This is a genomic window from Drancourtella sp. An12 (genome assembly GCF_002160935.1).
Taxonomy (GTDB): Bacteria; Bacillota; Clostridia; order Lachnospirales; family Lachnospiraceae; genus Sellimonas; species Sellimonas catena.
Genome location: NZ_NFLO01000026.1, coordinates 1 through 16,895, shown reverse-complemented (window position 1 = coordinate 16,895; position 16,895 = coordinate 1). Strand labels below are relative to the sequence as shown.

At 47.5% G+C, this 16,895-nt stretch carries 16 protein-coding genes and 1 pseudogene; all 17 read left to right on the top strand.

Translation table 11 applies throughout. The annotated features are described in order from the left end of the window. The first annotated feature begins 4 nt into the window (after nucleotides 1-4). The 17 genes and pseudogenes from B5E64_RS16225 (at nucleotide 5) to B5E64_RS16145 (ending at nucleotide 16,778) form a co-directional block, all read left to right on the top strand. Nucleotides 5-1,054, top strand: coding sequence for an iron ABC transporter permease (locus B5E64_RS16225; protein WP_242960266.1), 1,050 nt, complete (start codon nucleotides 5-7; stop codon nucleotides 1,052-1,054). Next, nucleotides 1,051-1,809 carry an ABC transporter ATP-binding protein gene (locus tag B5E64_RS16220; RefSeq protein ID WP_087169499.1) on the top strand — a complete coding sequence of 253 codons (759 nt, stop codon included), beginning with the start codon at nucleotides 1,051-1,053 and terminating at the stop codon, nucleotides 1,807-1,809. Before B5E64_RS16225 ends, B5E64_RS16220 begins: the two co-directional genes overlap by 4 nt. Nucleotides 1,810-1,954: 145 nt before the next feature. Continuing rightward, on the top strand, nucleotides 1,955-2,947 hold the full coding sequence (locus tag B5E64_RS16215) for a Fic family protein (protein ID WP_087169498.1): 993 nt from the start codon (nucleotides 1,955-1,957) through the stop codon (nucleotides 2,945-2,947). A 92-nt stretch (nucleotides 2,948-3,039) separates the two neighbouring features. Further along, nucleotides 3,040-3,367, top strand: a pseudogene (locus B5E64_RS16210) (SDR family oxidoreductase); the annotation flags it as partial. A gap of 115 nt (nucleotides 3,368-3,482) precedes the next feature. Next, nucleotides 3,483-4,187 carry a carboxymuconolactone decarboxylase family protein gene (locus B5E64_RS16205; protein WP_242960265.1) on the top strand — a complete coding sequence of 235 codons (705 nt, stop codon included), beginning with the start codon at nucleotides 3,483-3,485 and terminating at the stop codon, nucleotides 4,185-4,187. A gap of 338 nt (nucleotides 4,188-4,525) precedes the next feature. Then, nucleotides 4,526-4,825: a DUF6110 family protein gene (locus B5E64_RS16200; protein ID WP_087169497.1), complete on the top strand. Its 300-nt coding sequence runs from the start codon at nucleotides 4,526-4,528 to the stop codon at nucleotides 4,823-4,825. A gap of 6 nt (nucleotides 4,826-4,831) precedes the next feature. Next, nucleotides 4,832-6,919 carry a heavy metal translocating P-type ATPase gene (locus tag B5E64_RS16195; protein ID WP_087169496.1) on the top strand — a complete coding sequence of 696 codons (2,088 nt, stop codon included), beginning with the start codon at nucleotides 4,832-4,834 and terminating at the stop codon, nucleotides 6,917-6,919. Between the two features lie 251 nt (nucleotides 6,920-7,170). Beyond that, a complete protein-coding gene (locus B5E64_RS16190) occupies nucleotides 7,171-7,614 on the top strand; it encodes a transcriptional repressor (RefSeq protein WP_087169495.1) in 444 nt (147 codons plus the stop codon). Further along, nucleotides 7,601-8,437, top strand: a complete 837-nt coding sequence (gene srtB, locus B5E64_RS16185; RefSeq protein ID WP_087169494.1) for a class B sortase — start codon at nucleotides 7,601-7,603, stop codon at nucleotides 8,435-8,437. The genes B5E64_RS16190 and srtB overlap by 14 nt, the downstream gene beginning before the upstream one ends. Nucleotides 8,438-8,608: 171 nt before the next feature. After that, complete coding sequence (locus B5E64_RS16180) at nucleotides 8,609-9,082, top strand: hypothetical protein (protein ID WP_242959061.1); 474 nt, start codon at nucleotides 8,609-8,611, stop codon at nucleotides 9,080-9,082. Between the two features lie 86 nt (nucleotides 9,083-9,168). Beyond that, nucleotides 9,169-10,119, top strand: coding sequence for a hypothetical protein (locus B5E64_RS16175; protein WP_087169492.1), 951 nt, complete (start codon nucleotides 9,169-9,171; stop codon nucleotides 10,117-10,119). A gap of 92 nt (nucleotides 10,120-10,211) precedes the next feature. Then, nucleotides 10,212-12,455, top strand: a complete 2,244-nt coding sequence (locus B5E64_RS16170; protein WP_087169491.1) for an NEAT domain-containing protein — start codon at nucleotides 10,212-10,214, stop codon at nucleotides 12,453-12,455. Then, the gene (locus tag B5E64_RS16165) at nucleotides 12,456-13,490 is read left to right on the top strand and encodes a heme-binding Shp domain-containing protein (RefSeq protein WP_087169490.1); all 1,035 of its coding nucleotides are present in this window, start codon (nucleotides 12,456-12,458) and stop codon (nucleotides 13,488-13,490) included. After that, nucleotides 13,474-14,523, top strand: a complete 1,050-nt coding sequence (gene isdE, locus B5E64_RS16160) for a heme ABC transporter substrate-binding protein IsdE (RefSeq protein WP_343284096.1) — start codon at nucleotides 13,474-13,476, stop codon at nucleotides 14,521-14,523. Before B5E64_RS16165 ends, isdE begins: the two co-directional genes overlap by 17 nt. 12 nt (nucleotides 14,524-14,535) lie before the next feature. Next, on the top strand, nucleotides 14,536-15,573 hold the full coding sequence (locus tag B5E64_RS16155; protein WP_087169489.1) for an iron ABC transporter permease: 1,038 nt from the start codon (nucleotides 14,536-14,538) through the stop codon (nucleotides 15,571-15,573). Further along, on the top strand, nucleotides 15,563-16,354 hold the full coding sequence (locus B5E64_RS16150; protein WP_242959062.1) for an ABC transporter ATP-binding protein: 792 nt from the start codon (nucleotides 15,563-15,565) through the stop codon (nucleotides 16,352-16,354). The genes B5E64_RS16155 and B5E64_RS16150 overlap by 11 nt, the downstream gene beginning before the upstream one ends. A 40-nt stretch (nucleotides 16,355-16,394) precedes the next feature. Further along, nucleotides 16,395-16,778, top strand: a complete 384-nt coding sequence (locus B5E64_RS16145) for a YbaN family protein (RefSeq protein ID WP_087169488.1) — start codon at nucleotides 16,395-16,397, stop codon at nucleotides 16,776-16,778. Nucleotides 16,779-16,895 lie beyond the last annotated feature (117 nt).

Below are 16,895 nucleotides of genomic sequence, written 5' to 3'. Positions count from 1 at the left end.
AGCGATGAAAACAAAGACATACGGAATTCTGATTTTGGGGCTGTCTGCGGCTCTTATACTGTCACTTTTTACGGCGGTACTGTTTGGAAATGCGGATCTGTCCTTTCAGGATGTGTACCGTGTGATTGGATATGAGGTCTTTCATACAGAGAGCCTGTCTGCCTACGGCCAGGGAGCTGTCCACGATGTAGTCTGGCAGATCCGTCTGCCGAGAGTGCTGATGGCGGCAGCAGTGGGGACGGGGCTTTCCGTGTGCGGCGTTGTCATGCAGGCAGTCGTCAAAAATCCCCTGGCGGACCCGTATGTCCTTGGAGTCTCCTCCGGGGCATACCTTGGGGCCGCGGCATCCATTCTGCTTGGGATCGGTTCCGTATTCGGGGATCAGGGTATGGGGATTATGGCCTTTTTCGGGGCTCTGGCAGCGTCCTTTGGTGTGCTTTTTATTTCCGGCATCGGAGGACGCACGAGCGCGGGGAAACTGATTCTGGCCGGAATGGCGGTCAGTACCGTCTGCTCCGCGTTCGCGAACTTTCTGATCTATATTTCCCAGAACCGGGAAGCAACGACACAGATTTCCTACTGGAGCATGGGAAGTCTTGCCACGGCTGACTGGGACAATGTGCCGGTTGTTCTTCCGGTCATGATAGTCGCAACACTGATTTTCTGGACTCAATCCCGGAAGCTGAATCTGATGCTTTTGGGCGATGAGACAGCGGTGACACTTGGGACCGACCTCCACCGGGTGCGGATCGTGTATCTGATTCTTTCCTCCCTGATGGTGGGAACCGCAGTCTGTGCGGCAGGAATGATCGGGTTTGTCGGGCTGATCATTCCCCATGCAGTGCGGATGTGTCTGGGGACAGACCATAAAAGGCTCATCCCGGTCAGCGCATTGACCGGAGCGGTCTTTCTGATCTGGGCGGACGTGGCCTGCAGGGTCATTCTGGACTATGCGGAACTGCCGATTGGAATTTTAGTCTCCCTGATCGGCGCCCCTTGCTTTATTTATCTGATGATAAGGAAATCCTATGGATTTGGAGGTGGGGAAGCGTGAAAATCAATACGGAAGATCTCCATCTTTCCTACGGGGCGCAGGAGATTTTAAAGGGAATCAGCATCCAAAGTAAGGAGAAGGAATTTATCGGACTGATCGGGCCGAACGGAAGTGGAAAATCAACGCTTCTCAAGTGCATTTACCGGACTTTGAAACCGGATCAGGGTGCTGTCTATCTGGACGGAAAAGAGCTGAGTACGATCCGCGTCAAAGACTCCGCCAGAAAACTGGCAGTGGTAGCTCAGCATAACCAGTATAATTTTGATTTTACCGTACAGGAAATCGTCATGATGGGGCGGTCTCCCCACAAAAAGGCACTGGAGCGGGACAATGCCGGAGACTATACCATTGTAAAAGAAGCATTGCAGGCTGTCGGCATGTCGGAATTTGCGGATAGAAGTTTCTCCACGCTTTCCGGAGGGGAACAACAGCGGGTTATTCTCGCAAGAGCCCTTGCCCAGCAGACACCCTGCCTGATTCTGGATGAACCTACCAACCATCTGGACATTACCCACCAGCTTCAATTGATGCGGATTGTAAAGGAGCGGAATGTGACGGTGATCTCGGCCGTCCATGACCTGAATATTGCGGCCATGTTCTGCGACCGTATTTACGCGCTCAAAGACGGCAGGATCGCAGGAGAAGGGACACCGGAGAGTTTGCTGACACCGGAGTTTATCCGGGAAATTTACGATGTGGAGGCAGAAGTCGTCAAAGATAAAAAAGGACAGATCCATATTTTATTTGTAGAGTAGCAGAAAAGGGATTGTACACCGTTTACTGGTGTGCGATCCCTTTTTCAGTGGATGAACTCATATAGGTGTTGAAAAATTTTTGACTTGCTGTATAATAGAGGAAGAAAGTACGCAAGATAATACGCAAGTATATGGAGGTACTGTCATGGGAGTGTATAAACCGCCTTTTACAATAACAAATGAAATATTATCATATGTATCTTCGATTTCAGAAAAGATTGGACGAATTTCGGCAACCAGTAATTTAGAATCCAAACCACATTTGAGAAGAAACAATCGTATCAAGTCCATTCATTCTTCATTGAAGATTGAAGCGAATTCTCTTTCTTTGGGGCAGGTTAGAGATGTAATCAACGGAAAGACAGTGCTTGGTGAACAAAAGGAAATTCAGGAAGTAAAAAATGCCTATGCCGCATATGAAAAAATTTCCGAGATCAATCCATACAACATAAGAGATTTGAAAAAATTTCATGGCATAATGACCAAATATGTTGTAGAAGAATCAGGTGACTTCCGTCGAGGTGAAGAAGGTGTTTTTAATGGCGATCAGTGCATTTTTATGGCACCACCTTCACGATTTGTTCCCCAGTTAATGGATGAACTTTTTGATTGGATGAAAGAAGCACAAAATAGTGTTCATCCTCTTATTTTAAGCAGCGTATTTCATTATGAATTTGTCTTTATCCATCCGTTCTCTGATGGCAATGGTAGAATGGCAAGATTATGGCATACTGCGATCCTTTCCAAGTGGAAGCCGATATTTGAATTTATTCCAATTGAGAGTCAGATCGAAAAATTTCAAGAAGAATACTATGACGCGATTGCTAAATGCCATCTGGATGGTGCATCAACAATTTTCATTGAATTTATGTTGTCACAAATTGATAAAATTCTGGATGACATTTCCATTCAGATCAGTGAAGATAATGGGCAGCTTTTGGAATACATTAAGAAACTGCTTGATGTTATGGAATATGATATTCCTTATACAAGCAATTCACTTATGGAAAAACTGGGGTTGAAATCTAAGGAAGGTTTTCGAAGAAATTATTTACGGCCGGCAGTAGACATGAATCTTATCCGTATGACAATTCCAGATAAACCTAACAGCAGGAACCAAAGATATGTAAAGATATGATATATTTAGATACCACGCCCGGTTCAATATGAACCGGGCGCTTTTGAAACAATCATAATCTGGTCATATGTAAGAAAACAGACATTAGAAGTAAAATGCTTGCCTGTATACCGACAGAGGAACTTTTGAAGCTGGATATCCTTCAGCCGGAAAAGATCAAAGACACGTATCAACTCAATTTCTCCTGGTATCATTGTGACACCGCTTGCAATTGACGAGTTCAACGGACCACGTGGAGATTTCTATAAAAATATGTTCGCCAAATGTCCGGCAGGTCGTCCGGGTACCGCCGATGAAGTGGCCAATGTGGCGGAACTGTTGATGAGTGAAAAGAGCGCTTTCATCACCGGAGCAGATATACTTATTGATGGAGGAGCAACAGCATCGTATTTTTACGGGCCGCTGAAGCCGGAAGCATAGCTTCTGGTTATATATACCTATTCAGATTAAGTATTTGATCTTGTAAAACCGGGGTTTTATACTGTAAGAAGAGGTGGAGAGCCTGAAATTCACATAGAAACAGGAGGCAGAAACGATGACAGAAACAATGAATTTTCACAAGACAGATTCAGAATTTATGGAACGGTGGGAAGCATTTGCATATAACGAAGTTGTAAACGAACCGGGACAGACACTGGATGAGACCACCAGATATCTTGCAGTCCTTGCTGCGCTGATCGGAAGCCAGTCCGTTGACGCATACCGGTATTATCTGCCAAAGGCAGTCGAAAGCGCCCTGACTCCGGCGATGGTAAAAGAAGTCGTTTATCAGGCAGTAGACTATCTTGGATTTGGAAGAGTTTTTCCATTTTTTGCAGCAACTAATGAAGTGTTTGAAGCAAACGGAATCCCGAATCCGGATGAGAACCGCGGAACGACTACGATGGAAGACCGTCTGAAAAAAGGAGCCGCTGCCCAGGCTGAAATCTTCGGACCGCAGATGCTGGAAGCATGGAAAGCCGGACATATCAACCGCTGGCTTGCATCCAACTGTTTTGGAGATATTTATACAAGAAAAGGACTGGATCTCAAGCAGAGAGAGCTGATTACCTTCTGCTTTCTGGCGGCACAGGGAGGCTGTGAGTCGCAGCTGACATCCCATGCCATCGGAAATATGAATCTGGGAAATGACAAAGAATTTCTTGTACGGGTTGTCTCTCAGATTCTTCCGTACATCGGATATCCGAGAAGCCTGAATGCAAACCGCTGTATCGAAAACGCAGCGACGCAGATGGCGTAATCGTCAGGAACCCAATAGATTAAGATATGGCAAACGGACCGAAGAGAGCAGATCTCCTCGGTCCGTTTTGTTATAGAACTTAAGGGAACATCGATGATTATATGCGATATTGAGAAGATTTATCAACAAGACCGGTTAGGTTTGACTAGCCTGAAAATGTGTTGCTATGCTTATAGAGTATCCTTATGATAATTCAGTAAAAAAGGAAGTGATGGCGCATGAAGCAGCATAGATTCTGGGCATGGGCTGCCGTGTTCTGTTTCATAATGGTATTCTATACCGGATACAAGCATAAGTAATTCAAACATCAAAAAAATTTATAGCAGGAGGTAAAACATATGTTTAGTGATTCATTGATGAAGAAAATCGGATTATTCGCAGGAGGAGTCCTTTTCGGGACGGCAGGGGTAAAGATTTTATCCAGTAAAGATGCAAAGAAAGTATATACAACGTGTACGGCGGCTGCATTGCGCGCAAAGGACTGCGTGATGAAAACGGTAACGAATGTTCAGGAAAACGCAGAGGATATTCTTGCAGAAGCACAGCAGATCAATGAGGAAAGAGCCGCAGTGGAAGAAGCGGCAGTCCAGGAGGCGGAAGAAGACGGTGCGGCCTCTTCTGACAATGGAAAGATGTAACCGCTCATGAAATATATTATCAAGCATGAGATCAAGGGCCGCCTCCGGATTCACATCGTTCAGAAGAAAATGACATGTGAGGAGGCGGATACTCTTTTCTGGTATCTGGACAGGCAGAAAAATATAACAGATGTCAAAGTGTATGAACGCACCTCAGACGCTGTCATCTGCTATACAGGAGACCGTGGTGAACTGATCCGGATGTTGAAGGAATTCCGGTACGAAAAGGTAAACGTACCGGAAAACATGATCCGGAATTCCGGGAGATCCTTGAATGCGTCATATAAAGAAAAGCTGATTGCAAAAATGCTGCTGCACTACGGATGCCGGCTTCTGGTTCCGGGACCGCTCCGGGCGGTGGTTGTGACGGCCAGGTCTTTAAAATATCTTGCAGCCGGGCTGCACTGCATCCGAAAAAGAAAGATAGAAGTCCCACTTCTGGATGCAGCGGCAATCGGCGTCTCTGTCCTGCGCCGGGACTTTAATACTGCAGGATCTGTGATGTTTCTTCTCGGAGTCGGAGAGCTTTTGGAAGAGTGGACCCATAAGAAATCAGTTGGCGATCTGGCGCGGAGCATGTCTTTGAATATTAAGAAAGTCTGGCTGAAACGCGACGGACAGGAAATTCTTGTAAAGGCCGACAAGATCCGGAAAGGTGACATAGTGACCGTACATATGGGAAATGTCATTCCTTTTGACGGGGAAGTATCCGGCGGGGAAGGGATGGTAAACCAGGTTTCTCTTACGGGAGAGGCCATGCCGGTACGCAGAGTACAGGGACAGTCCGTCTATGCGGGTACAGTAGTTGAGGAAGGGGAACTTGATGTTCTGGTAAAAGCGGTATCAGGTTCCACCAGATTTGAAAAGATCGTGGCAATGATCGAAGATTCTGAAAAGCTGAAATCTTCTATGGAGAGCAGAGCAGAACATCTTGCCGACAGGCTCGTACCGTATACCCTGCTTGGAACCGCGGGGGTATGGCTTTTGACCCGGAATGTAACCAAAGCCTTATCCGTGCTCATGGTGGATTTTTCCTGTGCACTGAAACTGGCCATGCCTCTCACCGTACTTTCAGCAATCCGGGAGGCAGGCGGATACGGGATCACCGTGAAAGGCGGAAAATTCCTTGAGGCGGCCGCGGAAGCTGACACGGTGGTCTTTGATAAAACAGGCACGCTCACAAAGGCGAAACCAACGGTGAAAGAAGTGGTTCCGTTTGGTGATGTGCCGGAAGAAGAATGCCTGCGGATTGCAGCGTGCCTGGAGGAGCATTTCCCTCATTCCATGGCAAAAGCCGTAGTGGATGCTGCAAAGAAACGGAATCTTGCCCACGAGGAAATGCACTCCAAAGTAGAATATATTGTTGCCCATGGGATCTCTTCCCATATTAACGGGAAAAAAGTGGTAATCGGCAGCAGCCATTTTGTATTTGACGATGAAGCATGTCAAGTCCGTCCGGAATACCGGGACAGATTCGAATCACTGCCGGACGAATATTCTCATCTGTATCTTGCCATTGAACAGGAACTGACGGCAGTGATATGTATTGAAGATCCGCTGAGAAAAGAGGCTGGGGATATGATCCGGGCATTGAGAACGGCAGGAATAAAGAAAACCGTTATGATGACCGGCGACAGTGAGAAGACCGCAGCATCAGTCGCCCGGAGGGTCGGCGTAGACGAATATTATGCGGAAGTGCTCCCGGAAGAAAAAGCGGGGTTTGTGGAGAAAGAGAAGACGCTGGGGCATAAGGTGATCATGATCGGGGACGGAATCAATGATTCTCCGGCCCTGTCTGCGGCGGATGTAGGTGTTGCTATCAGCGATGGTGCAGAACTTGCAAGGGAAATTGCCGATATTACCATTGCGGCGGAAGACCTTCGGGAACTGGTTACACTGAAACATCTTGCAAACAGAATGATGAACCGGGTCGTAAAAAACTATCATCAGATCATCGGTATCAATGCAGGACTGATCCTTCTTGGCGTTGCAGGCATGATTCAGCCAACGTCATCAGCTCTTTTTCATAACACATCGACTTTGCTGATCAGTCTCAGGAGCATGAGAAATCTGCTGACTGATGAAAAGAAATAAAAATCATTCAAAAAGGGAGATTCACGTTGTGTGCGGAATCTCCCTCTTTCTGTTAACAGTATTCTTTTATACCATGTCAAATATAAAACAACATGAATAATTGTTGATTTTTCAATTCAGTTAGTCTATACTAATTTAAGGAAAGAAAAATATGACAGAATAATGATAATCAGCAGTGTATGGAGGAGTAGATATGGCTAACATATTAGTGCAGGTTCCTACGTTTTACGGGCAGAAAGCAGGATAGTATCTTGAACAGAAAAGATGAGATTATTGAGAGACTGAAAGAAAACGGATGCCGTATTACAAGACAGAGGAAGATACTGATTGACATTATTCTGGAAAATAACTGTGCAAGCTGCAAGGAAATCTTTTATAAGGCTTCGCGGGAAGACAACAGGATCGGAGTAGCGACTGTCTACCGTATGATCAATGCGTTGGAAGAGATCGGGGCGATCAACAGAAAAAATATGTACAAAGTGGAATGTGCAGAAGATCTTACAGATGAAGAGGGATGCGAGATTATTCTGGAGGACAGTACTGTGTTCCGGATGCCAAAAGAAAAGCTGGATCAGATTGTCCGGGATGGAGTCAGAAAATGTGGTTATCTTGGCAAGGGAAAGAAAATATCAAAGATTATTTATCATAGTCAGGAGATGCCGAAAAGAGAGAGCGGCATAAATGAAAATGAATAGAAAAAAGCAGGACTGTAAAGAGGGAAAACATTTCAGTTTGTCAAAACTTTTGATCCCGGTATCCCTTGTGCTGATCAGTCTTTCTCTCGGGAACATTCTCCCGGATTATCTTGATAAACATAATTCATCCTGGACCTATGAAAACCTGAGAGAAAGCTATACAAAGATCCGGAAAGGGGACGGCGGGGAAAAGGAAAAAGACTGGTGGCTCACGGATGTGATGATCCGGTTTGACGAATTAAGAGAAGAAAATCCGGATATCGTGGCATGGATCCGGTCAGATGATCCGGAAAATACAGGAATCGATTATCCGGTTTTCTACTCGGGAGATAATGAGAAATATTTGAGACGGGATCTGTATGGCAAATCCCACATCGCTGGGAGCATCTTTCTGGAGGGACTGAACCGGCCGGATTTCGTGGATTATTATACAGTCATATACGGGCATAACATGAATGACGGGAGCATGTTCGGCGGCCTGAAAAAATACCGGAAAAAAGAATTCTGGGAAGAAAATCCGTATTTTACCCTGTACACAGAAGGGGCAGTATACCGGTATCAGATCTTTGCCTGCCACGAAGCGGAAAACGGCGGGGATGTCTATAAGATCGGATATGAACCGGGGGAGAAATATCAGAAGCTGATTGACAGTATGGTCTGTAATTCTCTGATCGACACAGGAATTCATCCGGACAGCAGTCATAAAGTAATGACGCTTTCCACATGCACTGACAGCGGATATAGCAGACGGTTCGCGGTTCATGCGGTGTGCGTGGATTCCCGGAAAACAGAAGAAACAGAAAATAGAATAAATGAGAATTAGTATCATTAGCACGGATTGACAGAAATAGAAATGGTATGATATGATTACGATAGTTAGTTGAAACTAATTCCGGTGTATGAATCTCACATATTTCATTCTTTGTTTATGTGAGATTCTTTTTAAAACAAGAGTTAGTAATAACTAACTGAATTAACTATGGAGAAAGATGATATGAAGAGTAAGAAAAAAATCGGGATCCTGATCCTTCTGGTGATAATTGCGGCCGCAGGCATCTGGTTCTATACCAGGCCAAAAGAAGTGACCAATTATGATGTGGCGTTTGAGGAAGATCAGGAAAAGCCGGAGAGTGAATCTACAACTCCTTCCGTGGGAGAGGGGATCCGGATTCCGGGATACAAATCAATAGAAATTCCTTCCGGAACAAAAGATGTGTCCGTTGAGCTGAATAACCCGGAAGAGAATCAGGTCTATTTCCGGATTTCCTTTTATCTGCCTGAGACAGAGGAGACTATCTACACGTCAAAAATAATCAAACCGGGACAGAGTCTCTATGAGATCACGCTGGAAAAGGAGATGGAGACGGGGGAATATCCCTTGACGGTGAAGTATGAAACATTTACTGCAGACGAAGAGATGACTCCAAGGAACGGGGCGGAAGTCAACTGCACACTTGTAGTCACATAAGAACTGTGTGAAAAAAGATGCTGATGATGTTACAGTGCAAAGCACTTTAGCATAAACAAAAACATAAACAGAGAGGAGAATCAATTATGGGATTCAGAAAAATTTTATCCGGTGCCGTTGCAACGGCGATGATATCTACGATGCTGTGCGGAACCGCATTCGCAGCGGAGCCGGCGGACGGCAGCTATACAGGAGAAATCCATTTCCTGAATGCAAACGGAACAGGAAGCAACAGCATGTGTGATCCGATTTTTGTACACGAGGCAGATGTAGAACTGACGGCGGATTCTGCCGAGCTTACATTCTATGTGGCTTACCCGATCCCGGCATTCCCGGATCAGGGTACAGATGGAACTGTAAAAGATGTGAAATTTACGGTAGACGGAACAGAATATACGGCAGAATCGGACATTACTACAAAACCGGAAAAAGAATTTGATACAGATGCAGCGCTGTTTGGCGTCAATGCCGGAGACGTTCTGCCGACCCAGGTGCTTACTGTGGAGCTTCCGCGGGATGTGCTGGATGATCTGGAGGCCGGTACAGTAGCGGCCAGCGCCTATGTGAATGTGGTTATGAATTCAACACAGAATTTCTTTGTAAAGGTAACTGATCTGCAGGCGGCAGGCGGAAGCCAGGAACCGGGAGGGGACACACAGAATCAGCAGAATATGCAGATTACCGCAGATGTACAGGAAGTGGTTTCCGAACCAGAATATACGGTAACTGTTCCGGAATCTGCAAGCATGGGAACTCTGAGTACAGAGAAAGATAATGTAACAGTGTATTCAGTAGAAGTTGATGCTGCAAATCTGAATGGTGAACTGACGATTTCTGCTCCGGCAGCCGGCAGCCTGACAAACGGTGATAATACACTTGCATTTGCGAACAGCTTTGGCAGCCAGAGCGTAACAGAAGATGTGGCGGACAAAACGTTGAGCGGAAAGCTTACAGTTAGCGGCGCAGATGTGGCGAAAGCGGCAGCCGGAAACTACACAGGAACAACAACCTTTATGATTTCATACGCGGCGAACTAGTATATGTCAGCCGAACGATGCAGAGATCCCCGCACGATATCTTGTGGGGATCTCTGTTTTTCAAAAACGGATAGTTTCGGACGGAGGAAAGAATGAGAAGAAAAAGAAACAGGAAGAGATGGACCGCCCTTGCCCTGGCAGGACTGCTTGCTATGACAGCCTTGACTCCGGCAGGAGCGGCAAAAGCGGCGCCAGGGGAGAAGAGCGGATCGTATATCAAAAGCGGAACTTATCATATCGACCAGTTTGGCGAATACGATATTGATGCGGAAGTAACTGTTACAGACGGAAAAATCACGGATGTGACGATTACCGGAGATAATTTCGGCGGAACATATGCGGAGGTAAACAAGGGCAAACTAAAGACCGCCATTGATGGCATTTCCGGGATGTTTTCCGGACTGGCGGATAACGACGCAGAGGGTATCCGGGATCTGGATGCCGTGGCAGGCGCGACCTATTCCTCCAATGGAATTAAGGAGGCAGTCGCAGATGCACTGGGTCTGAACCTTGCTGAGGAGTCTGCGGAGGATGTTCCGGAGAAACTACCGGATCCGGGCATCTATGACGTGACCGTTGCGGTACGAAGCGATGTGGTAGATCACAGCCTTGTTCAGACTGAAACGGCAAAAGCTCTTCTGAAGGTCAGTGAAGACGGACAAATGAGTCTTTCTTACACGATGGTTTCCGGAACGGAACAGGAACCGATGTATATCCTCGGGTTTAACGGCTATTATAAAGGCAACGATCCGGCCGGGGAACTTTCCATGGAGAACGTAACTTATGCAACGGAACAGCGGGGAGATTATGAAGTGGTGACGGACGTCACATTTCCGCTTACCGGGCTGAGCCGGTATTATTATAACAACACTAAGATTTATGTACCGGCTATGAGCGCCTTAAACGGCGAAATCAACGGCATACACTTTGAAAACGGAAAGTTCAGCGTAAAAACTATCGTTACCATGTACTGGAATACACTGACAAGACACGGCAGCGGAGAAACCGGACAGCAGTCTATGGAAATTACTGCCAATGTTTCCAATCAGGCATCGAAGCCGGACGGCATGATCATGATCCCGGAGTCCCTTTCCATGGGAAAACTGGAGACAACTGTCGATAATGTACAGCCCTATGAGATCCGTGTATCTGATGTTGAACCGGGCGAGACGGTCACGGTAAGCGCGCCGGCGGGCGGCAATCTTTACAGTGGATCAAAAACACTTCCTTTCGGAAATGACTTTGGCTCACAGACAGCTTCAGAGACCGGAGTGGCAAAAGCGGGCGGTACAGAGACGGGGATTGTACTGAACGGAAATATTACCATCAAAGGAAAAGATGTTGCGGCGGCATCTCCGGGAAATTATACGGGAACGGCAACTTTTACCATTACCTATGGTGATAATATAGACGAGGAAGAGAAACCGGAGGACTCGAAGGATCCGGAGGATCCGGGAGACACAGAACTGGATATTCACAACTTGGAAGACGGCACTTACGCAGTGACGGGCAGGATGGTAAAGGTGGACCAGTCCACACTTTCCATGGCAGATAATGCCATCAACCATACGATCAGGCTGACTGTAAAAGATGGCGTCTATTCAGTCACATTGGATATGAAAGGGATGAATATCAGCGGGAAACTCGGGTATCTTGGCGGGCTTCAGTATTTTCTTACCGGATATACGAAAGATCAGTACGGATATCCTCAGGGAGAACTGGAAGATGCAGTGGTAGACTCTTATCAGACAGATGAAAACGGTGACCGGATCCGTGATGAATACGGTACGGACTATCCGGATCTTGTTACGTTCAAACTGATTCCGGAAGCTCTGGATGATGGATTTGTCCCTCTCAAAGTTTATGTGCCGGTGATGGAATCGATATCTGAAGGTCTGGGTGACCAGTCAGTCTATCTGGCTCTTGACTGGGCGACTTTGAAAGCTGCGGAGGAAGATGATCCGTCGTTTTCAGATGACGATGAACCGGGAAGCAATAACGATAATACGGGAGACAAGGATGACGGTTCCGGCCAGGGAGGATTGACAGGTGGAAGTGGTCTTGGGAACAGTACACTTCCGGGTGGAAGCAGCCTTGGGGGCAGTTCCCTTGGCGGCAATTCGCTGAAAAGCGGTTCCCTTGGCGGAAGTTCTCTTGGAGGAAGCAGTCTGAAGTCTGCATCCGGTGTAAAGACAGATGATACTTCTTCAAACTCGGGTCTGTGGATCGCAGTACTGGCTGCAGGATGCATCTGTCTGGGTGCGGGTGTACTGACAACTGTTCGTTCCGGCAGGCGGAAAAGAAAACAAGACAGGGAACAGAGGCGGGAAAAATAGATGAAGATAAGAAAAAAAGTTAAAAATAAAGGAATCGGGTTTCTGGCCGCTGTACTCTTTGTTTTTGCAGGAGTGTGGACAACAGCATTCCCGGTACAGGCGGCATCCGGGAACGTTTATACCTGTACGGTTCATCCATGCTACGCCCATCCGGTTACCGGTGAAATAGAAGATTCCGGCGGCGAGGCATCTTACGCCACCGGTCAGGGCATGGTAGACGGAGTGGTGTACACAACGGGAATTCTGGAACTGACGGACAGCGGAGAATACTATCTGACAGTCCGGTTCAGCCTGATGGATCAGACTTCCGGACACAGTTTCTGGGTGCAGAATGTAGGCGACAGCGGCTGGGCAACACCGGCAGTTGGAGTAACCGGAAACGGAACGGACGACAATGGTACAACGGCAGACATCTGCATACAGGTGCCGGGCGAGAACTGTGTAGTCCGCTGCTCGATGTACGTGGCACCTATGGGAAGAGACGTGGTCTTTTACCTGTATCCGAGTGATTACGCTGCCGGGAACAATACAAATATGAATGCGACCATGGTGACAGAAGCATCCGGAAACGGAGAAACAGCGACAACGGACAGCTCCGGCAGTGCAGGCACGGAAAGTGGATCAGGAGAAACCGGAAATGCGGATACCGGAAGCACCGGGGGCGGTTCCAATCTGTCAGGTTCCTCGCTTTCGGGCGGCTCCGGTTTGACATCCTCCGAAAATGCGGACACAGAATCCGGAGAAAAAAGTACGGAGACACCGGCACTGTCCAGTTCCATAGATGAAGCGGCTCAGCCGGCCGCATCTACGGATACGGAACTTGATGAGGCACAGGGATTAAGTCTTTCCACGGCAGCGGATGCATCCGAAGAGGCGGAAAAGACGGCGGGTTCCGGTGTAGGAGGCCCTTTTGCCGTCGGAGCGGCAGTCACAGTTTCCGGTCTGATTCTGATGGGTACAGCGGCAGTAATTATCTTTTTCTTCCGAAAGAACTGGAAACGCTGGGGTGGAGGTTATGATGACGATGAAGTATAGCCAGATCAAAGGAAAAAGCAGAATTTCCGTACTTGCAGCCGCTGCGGTTCTTTCCTGTAGCCTGTTTACAGGATGTGTGGATCAAAGCGCTGGAAACACGGATAAAACTACGGAGGACAACAGTGCTTCCACGCAGAGCGGGAGTGTCAGTACCATGCTTGAAATCACAGATCCGGAAGAAAAGGCCGCTGTAGAAGCAGCAAAAGCCAAAGTAAAGGGAATGGGGGAAGAACCGAAGATTATTGCCACATCTCCTTCTACGGCAGAGATCTGTGACCGGCTGGAGCTCGACCTGACCGGCGTATGTTCAAGTTCTGTTTCGGAACTTCCGAAGCGGTATGACGAAGTGAAAGAAGTTGGAACCGCTATGGCTCCTGATATGGAGATTGTGGCTTCCTTAGACCCGGACTGGATTTTGAGTCCTGCCACCCTTCAGTCGGATCTGCAGCCGAAATACGAAGCCATCAATACGGACTGGGCATTTTTAAATCTCAGAAGTGTTCAGGGGATGTACCGCTCTATTCAGGAACTGGGGGAAATTTTTGGAAGAGAAGAGCAGGCACAGACCATGGTGGACGAGTTTACGGCGTTTTATGAGGATTACAAAAATAAGAACGAAGGAAAGGATGCTCCGAAAGTTCTGATCCTGATGGGTCTTCCGGGAAGCTATATCATTGCCACGGAAAATTCCTATGTGGGAAGTCTGGTGGAACTGGCAGGGGGTGAGAACGTCTACGCCGGGACGGACCAGGAATTCCTTACGGTGAATACCGAGGATATGAAGACGAAAGAGCCGGATGTGATTATGCGTGCGGCACATGCGCTCCCGGATCAGATCGTGGAGATGTTCAACGAAGAATTTGCCACTGATGATATCTGGCAGCATTTTGACGCTGTGAAGAACGGACGGGTATACGATCTGACCTATGAATATTTTGGTATGAGCGCGAACTTCAATTATCCGGAAGCACTGGAGGAACTCCAGCCGATGCTTTATCCGGAGAATGAAGAGGATGAGAAACAGGAAAAGTAAGGAGGATGAGCTATGAGTGAAGACAGAGAAGAATCCGGCAGGCAGGACCAAAGCCGGAAAAAACGAAAAACAGCCCGGGCGGCAGCCTCCTTTATCGTCACAGGAGTCCTGCTCGTGCTGCTGATCGTTGTGTCCGTCAATATCGGAAGCCTGAAGGTTTCTCCTTCAGAGTTGTTCAGGGGACTGTTCATCAAAAGGATCGATGATGTGGCGGCTATTTATGACCTGCGTTTCCCGAGGATCGTGATCTCCCTGTTTGCAGGGGCAGCAGTAGCGGTCTCGGGCGTCCTTTTCCAGGCAGTGCTGAAAAATCCGCTGGCAGACCCTGGAATTATCGGGATTTCCGGAGGAGCCGGTTTTGTCGCGGTACTGATCACGGCCTTCTTGCCGGCCCTTTATTTCTTTACCCCGCTTTTCGCGTTCGCAGGCGGGGTACTGGCCTTTTTTCTGGTATACAGTCTGTCGTGGAAAGGAGGATTAAGCCCGCTTCGCATCATCCTGACCGGTGTTGCGGTAAGCGCCATGTTCACCGGTCTTTCAGATGCCCTGAATGCAATGAGCGGAGGAACTTCCTCCGGTGTGGCATCCATTGTGGAAGGGAATATCACTCAGAAAACATGGGAAGATGTACAAACCCTTCTCCCCTATGTAATTACAGGGCTTGTCCTTTCACTTTTGTTTACAAAGATGTGCAACCTGATGTCTCTGGAAGACAAGACAGCCAGAAGTCTTGGTGTCAACGTAAATCTGATTCGGATTCTGGTTTCTCTGGTTGCGGTGCTTCTGGCCAGTATCTCTACAGCGGTCGTGGGAGCTGTCAGCTTCCTGGGGCTTATCGTACCTCATATCGGGCGGCTGCTTGTCGGGAGCGACCACCGGGCACTGGTACCATTTTCCATGCTGGCAGGTGCATTTACCTTTCTGCTTGCGGATACCATCGGCCGGACCGTGGCAGCACCTTACGAAGTGTCGGCGTCCATTATAATGAGCGTGATCGGCGGTCCGTTCTTTATCATTTTGTTAAGGAGGTCAAAGAAATATGCAGCCTGATACAAAACAGAGGAAACCGTCCATGGAAGTGCGTGATCTGTTTTTTTCCTACGGGAAAAACAAAGTCTTAAAGGGCACGTCTTTTACCATAGAAGAAGGGAAGATCACAACCATCATGGGAGCGAACGGGTGCGGAAAATCAACCCTGTTCAATCTGATGACCAAGAATCTTTATCCGCGTAAAGGGAATATTTTCCTTTACGGGAAGAATATCCAGAATCTGGGTCTGAAAGATTTCGCAAAGAGGGTGTCCATTGTCCATCAGTATAATTCCTCCGCGGATGACATTACTGTGGAGAGGCTTGTATCCTTTGGAAGAACTCCTCACAGAAAGATGATGCAGGGACGAAGCGACGAGGATGAAAAAATGATCCGATGGGCCATGGAGGTTACCAATATCTTAAAATACCGGGACAGGGAAGTAAGCCGTCTCTCCGGCGGACAGCGTCAGAGGGTGTGGATCGCCATGGCGCTTGCGCAGAATACGAAGATCCTTTTTCTGGATGAACCGACCACCTATCTGGATATCCGTTATCAGATCGAGATCCTGAAACTGGTGAAGAAACTCAATCAGGAGTATGGGATCACTATTATCATGGTGCTCCATGATATGAATCAGGCGATCCACTTTTCAGACCGCATCATCGGCCTGAAAGAGGGGGAGGTTGCAGTTCAGGGAGCTCCGGATGAAGTGATTACAGAAGAATGCATCCGGGATTTGTACGGGATCTCTCTGGGAGTGACAACCATTGAAGGGAAAAAATTTGTCCTGACCGTGTGACAGCTCACATCCGGTCCGGTTTAACGGGAGTGAAATAATAATGAAGAATAAGAATCCGTTCAGGATTTTCTGGATCATACTGGGTTTTCTCTGCCTGGGACTTGGCACGGCAGGAATCGTCCTGCCGGTTCTTCCGACCGTGCCTTTTTTCATGGCTACAGTATTCTGCTTTGCGAAAAGCTCAAAGCGTCTTCACGACTGGTTTGTCGGAACGAAACTTTATAAAAAACATCTGGACAGTTTTGTAAAACAGCGTGCCATGACTATGAGGACAAAGATTCGGATTGTTGGGACCGTGACCGTGGTCATGGCGGCGGGATTTCTGATGATGAGCAATGTTCCGGCCGGTCGGATCTGTCTGGCGGTTGTGTGGGTATGCCACCTGTTGTATTTCTTCCTGAGAGTGAAGACCATGGTTAATTGAAAAATTAATTGCAACATAGGTTGTTGCAGTTAGAATTACAAGGCATATGGGCCATGAAGTTGCAGTTGTAACTTCATGGTTTCTTTTTGCCTTTTTTCCAGTATACTATCCTTGTCC

Excerpts from the sequence above, each read along its gene's own strand:
- B5E64_RS16175 (WP_087169492.1), top strand. The coding sequence starts at position 9,169 with ATGGGATTCAGAAAAATTTTATCCGGTGCCGTTGCAACGGCGATGATA.
- B5E64_RS16200 (WP_087169497.1), top strand. The coding sequence starts at position 4,526 with ATGTTTAGTGATTCATTGATGAAGAAAATCGGATTATTCGCAGGAGGA.
- srtB (WP_087169494.1), top strand. The coding sequence starts at position 7,601 with ATGAAAATGAATAGAAAAAAGCAGGACTGTAAAGAGGGAAAACATTTC.
- B5E64_RS16155 (WP_087169489.1), top strand. The coding sequence starts at position 14,536 with ATGAGTGAAGACAGAGAAGAATCCGGCAGGCAGGACCAAAGCCGGAAA.
- B5E64_RS16150 (WP_242959062.1), top strand. The coding sequence starts at position 15,563 with ATGCAGCCTGATACAAAACAGAGGAAACCGTCCATGGAAGTGCGTGAT.
- B5E64_RS16195 (WP_087169496.1), top strand. The coding sequence starts at position 4,832 with ATGAAATATATTATCAAGCATGAGATCAAGGGCCGCCTCCGGATTCAC.
- B5E64_RS16225 (WP_242960266.1), top strand. The coding sequence starts at position 5 with ATGAAAACAAAGACATACGGAATTCTGATTTTGGGGCTGTCTGCGGCT.
- isdE (WP_343284096.1), top strand. The coding sequence starts at position 13,474 with ATGACGATGAAGTATAGCCAGATCAAAGGAAAAAGCAGAATTTCCGTA.
- B5E64_RS16215 (WP_087169498.1), top strand. The coding sequence starts at position 1,955 with ATGGGAGTGTATAAACCGCCTTTTACAATAACAAATGAAATATTATCA.
- B5E64_RS16180 (WP_242959061.1), top strand. The coding sequence starts at position 8,609 with ATGAAGAGTAAGAAAAAAATCGGGATCCTGATCCTTCTGGTGATAATT.
- B5E64_RS16165 (WP_087169490.1), top strand. The coding sequence starts at position 12,456 with ATGAAGATAAGAAAAAAAGTTAAAAATAAAGGAATCGGGTTTCTGGCC.
- B5E64_RS16170 (WP_087169491.1), top strand. The coding sequence starts at position 10,212 with ATGAGAAGAAAAAGAAACAGGAAGAGATGGACCGCCCTTGCCCTGGCA.
- B5E64_RS16145 (WP_087169488.1), top strand. The coding sequence starts at position 16,395 with ATGAAGAATAAGAATCCGTTCAGGATTTTCTGGATCATACTGGGTTTT.
- B5E64_RS16205 (WP_242960265.1), top strand. The coding sequence starts at position 3,483 with ATGACAGAAACAATGAATTTTCACAAGACAGATTCAGAATTTATGGAA.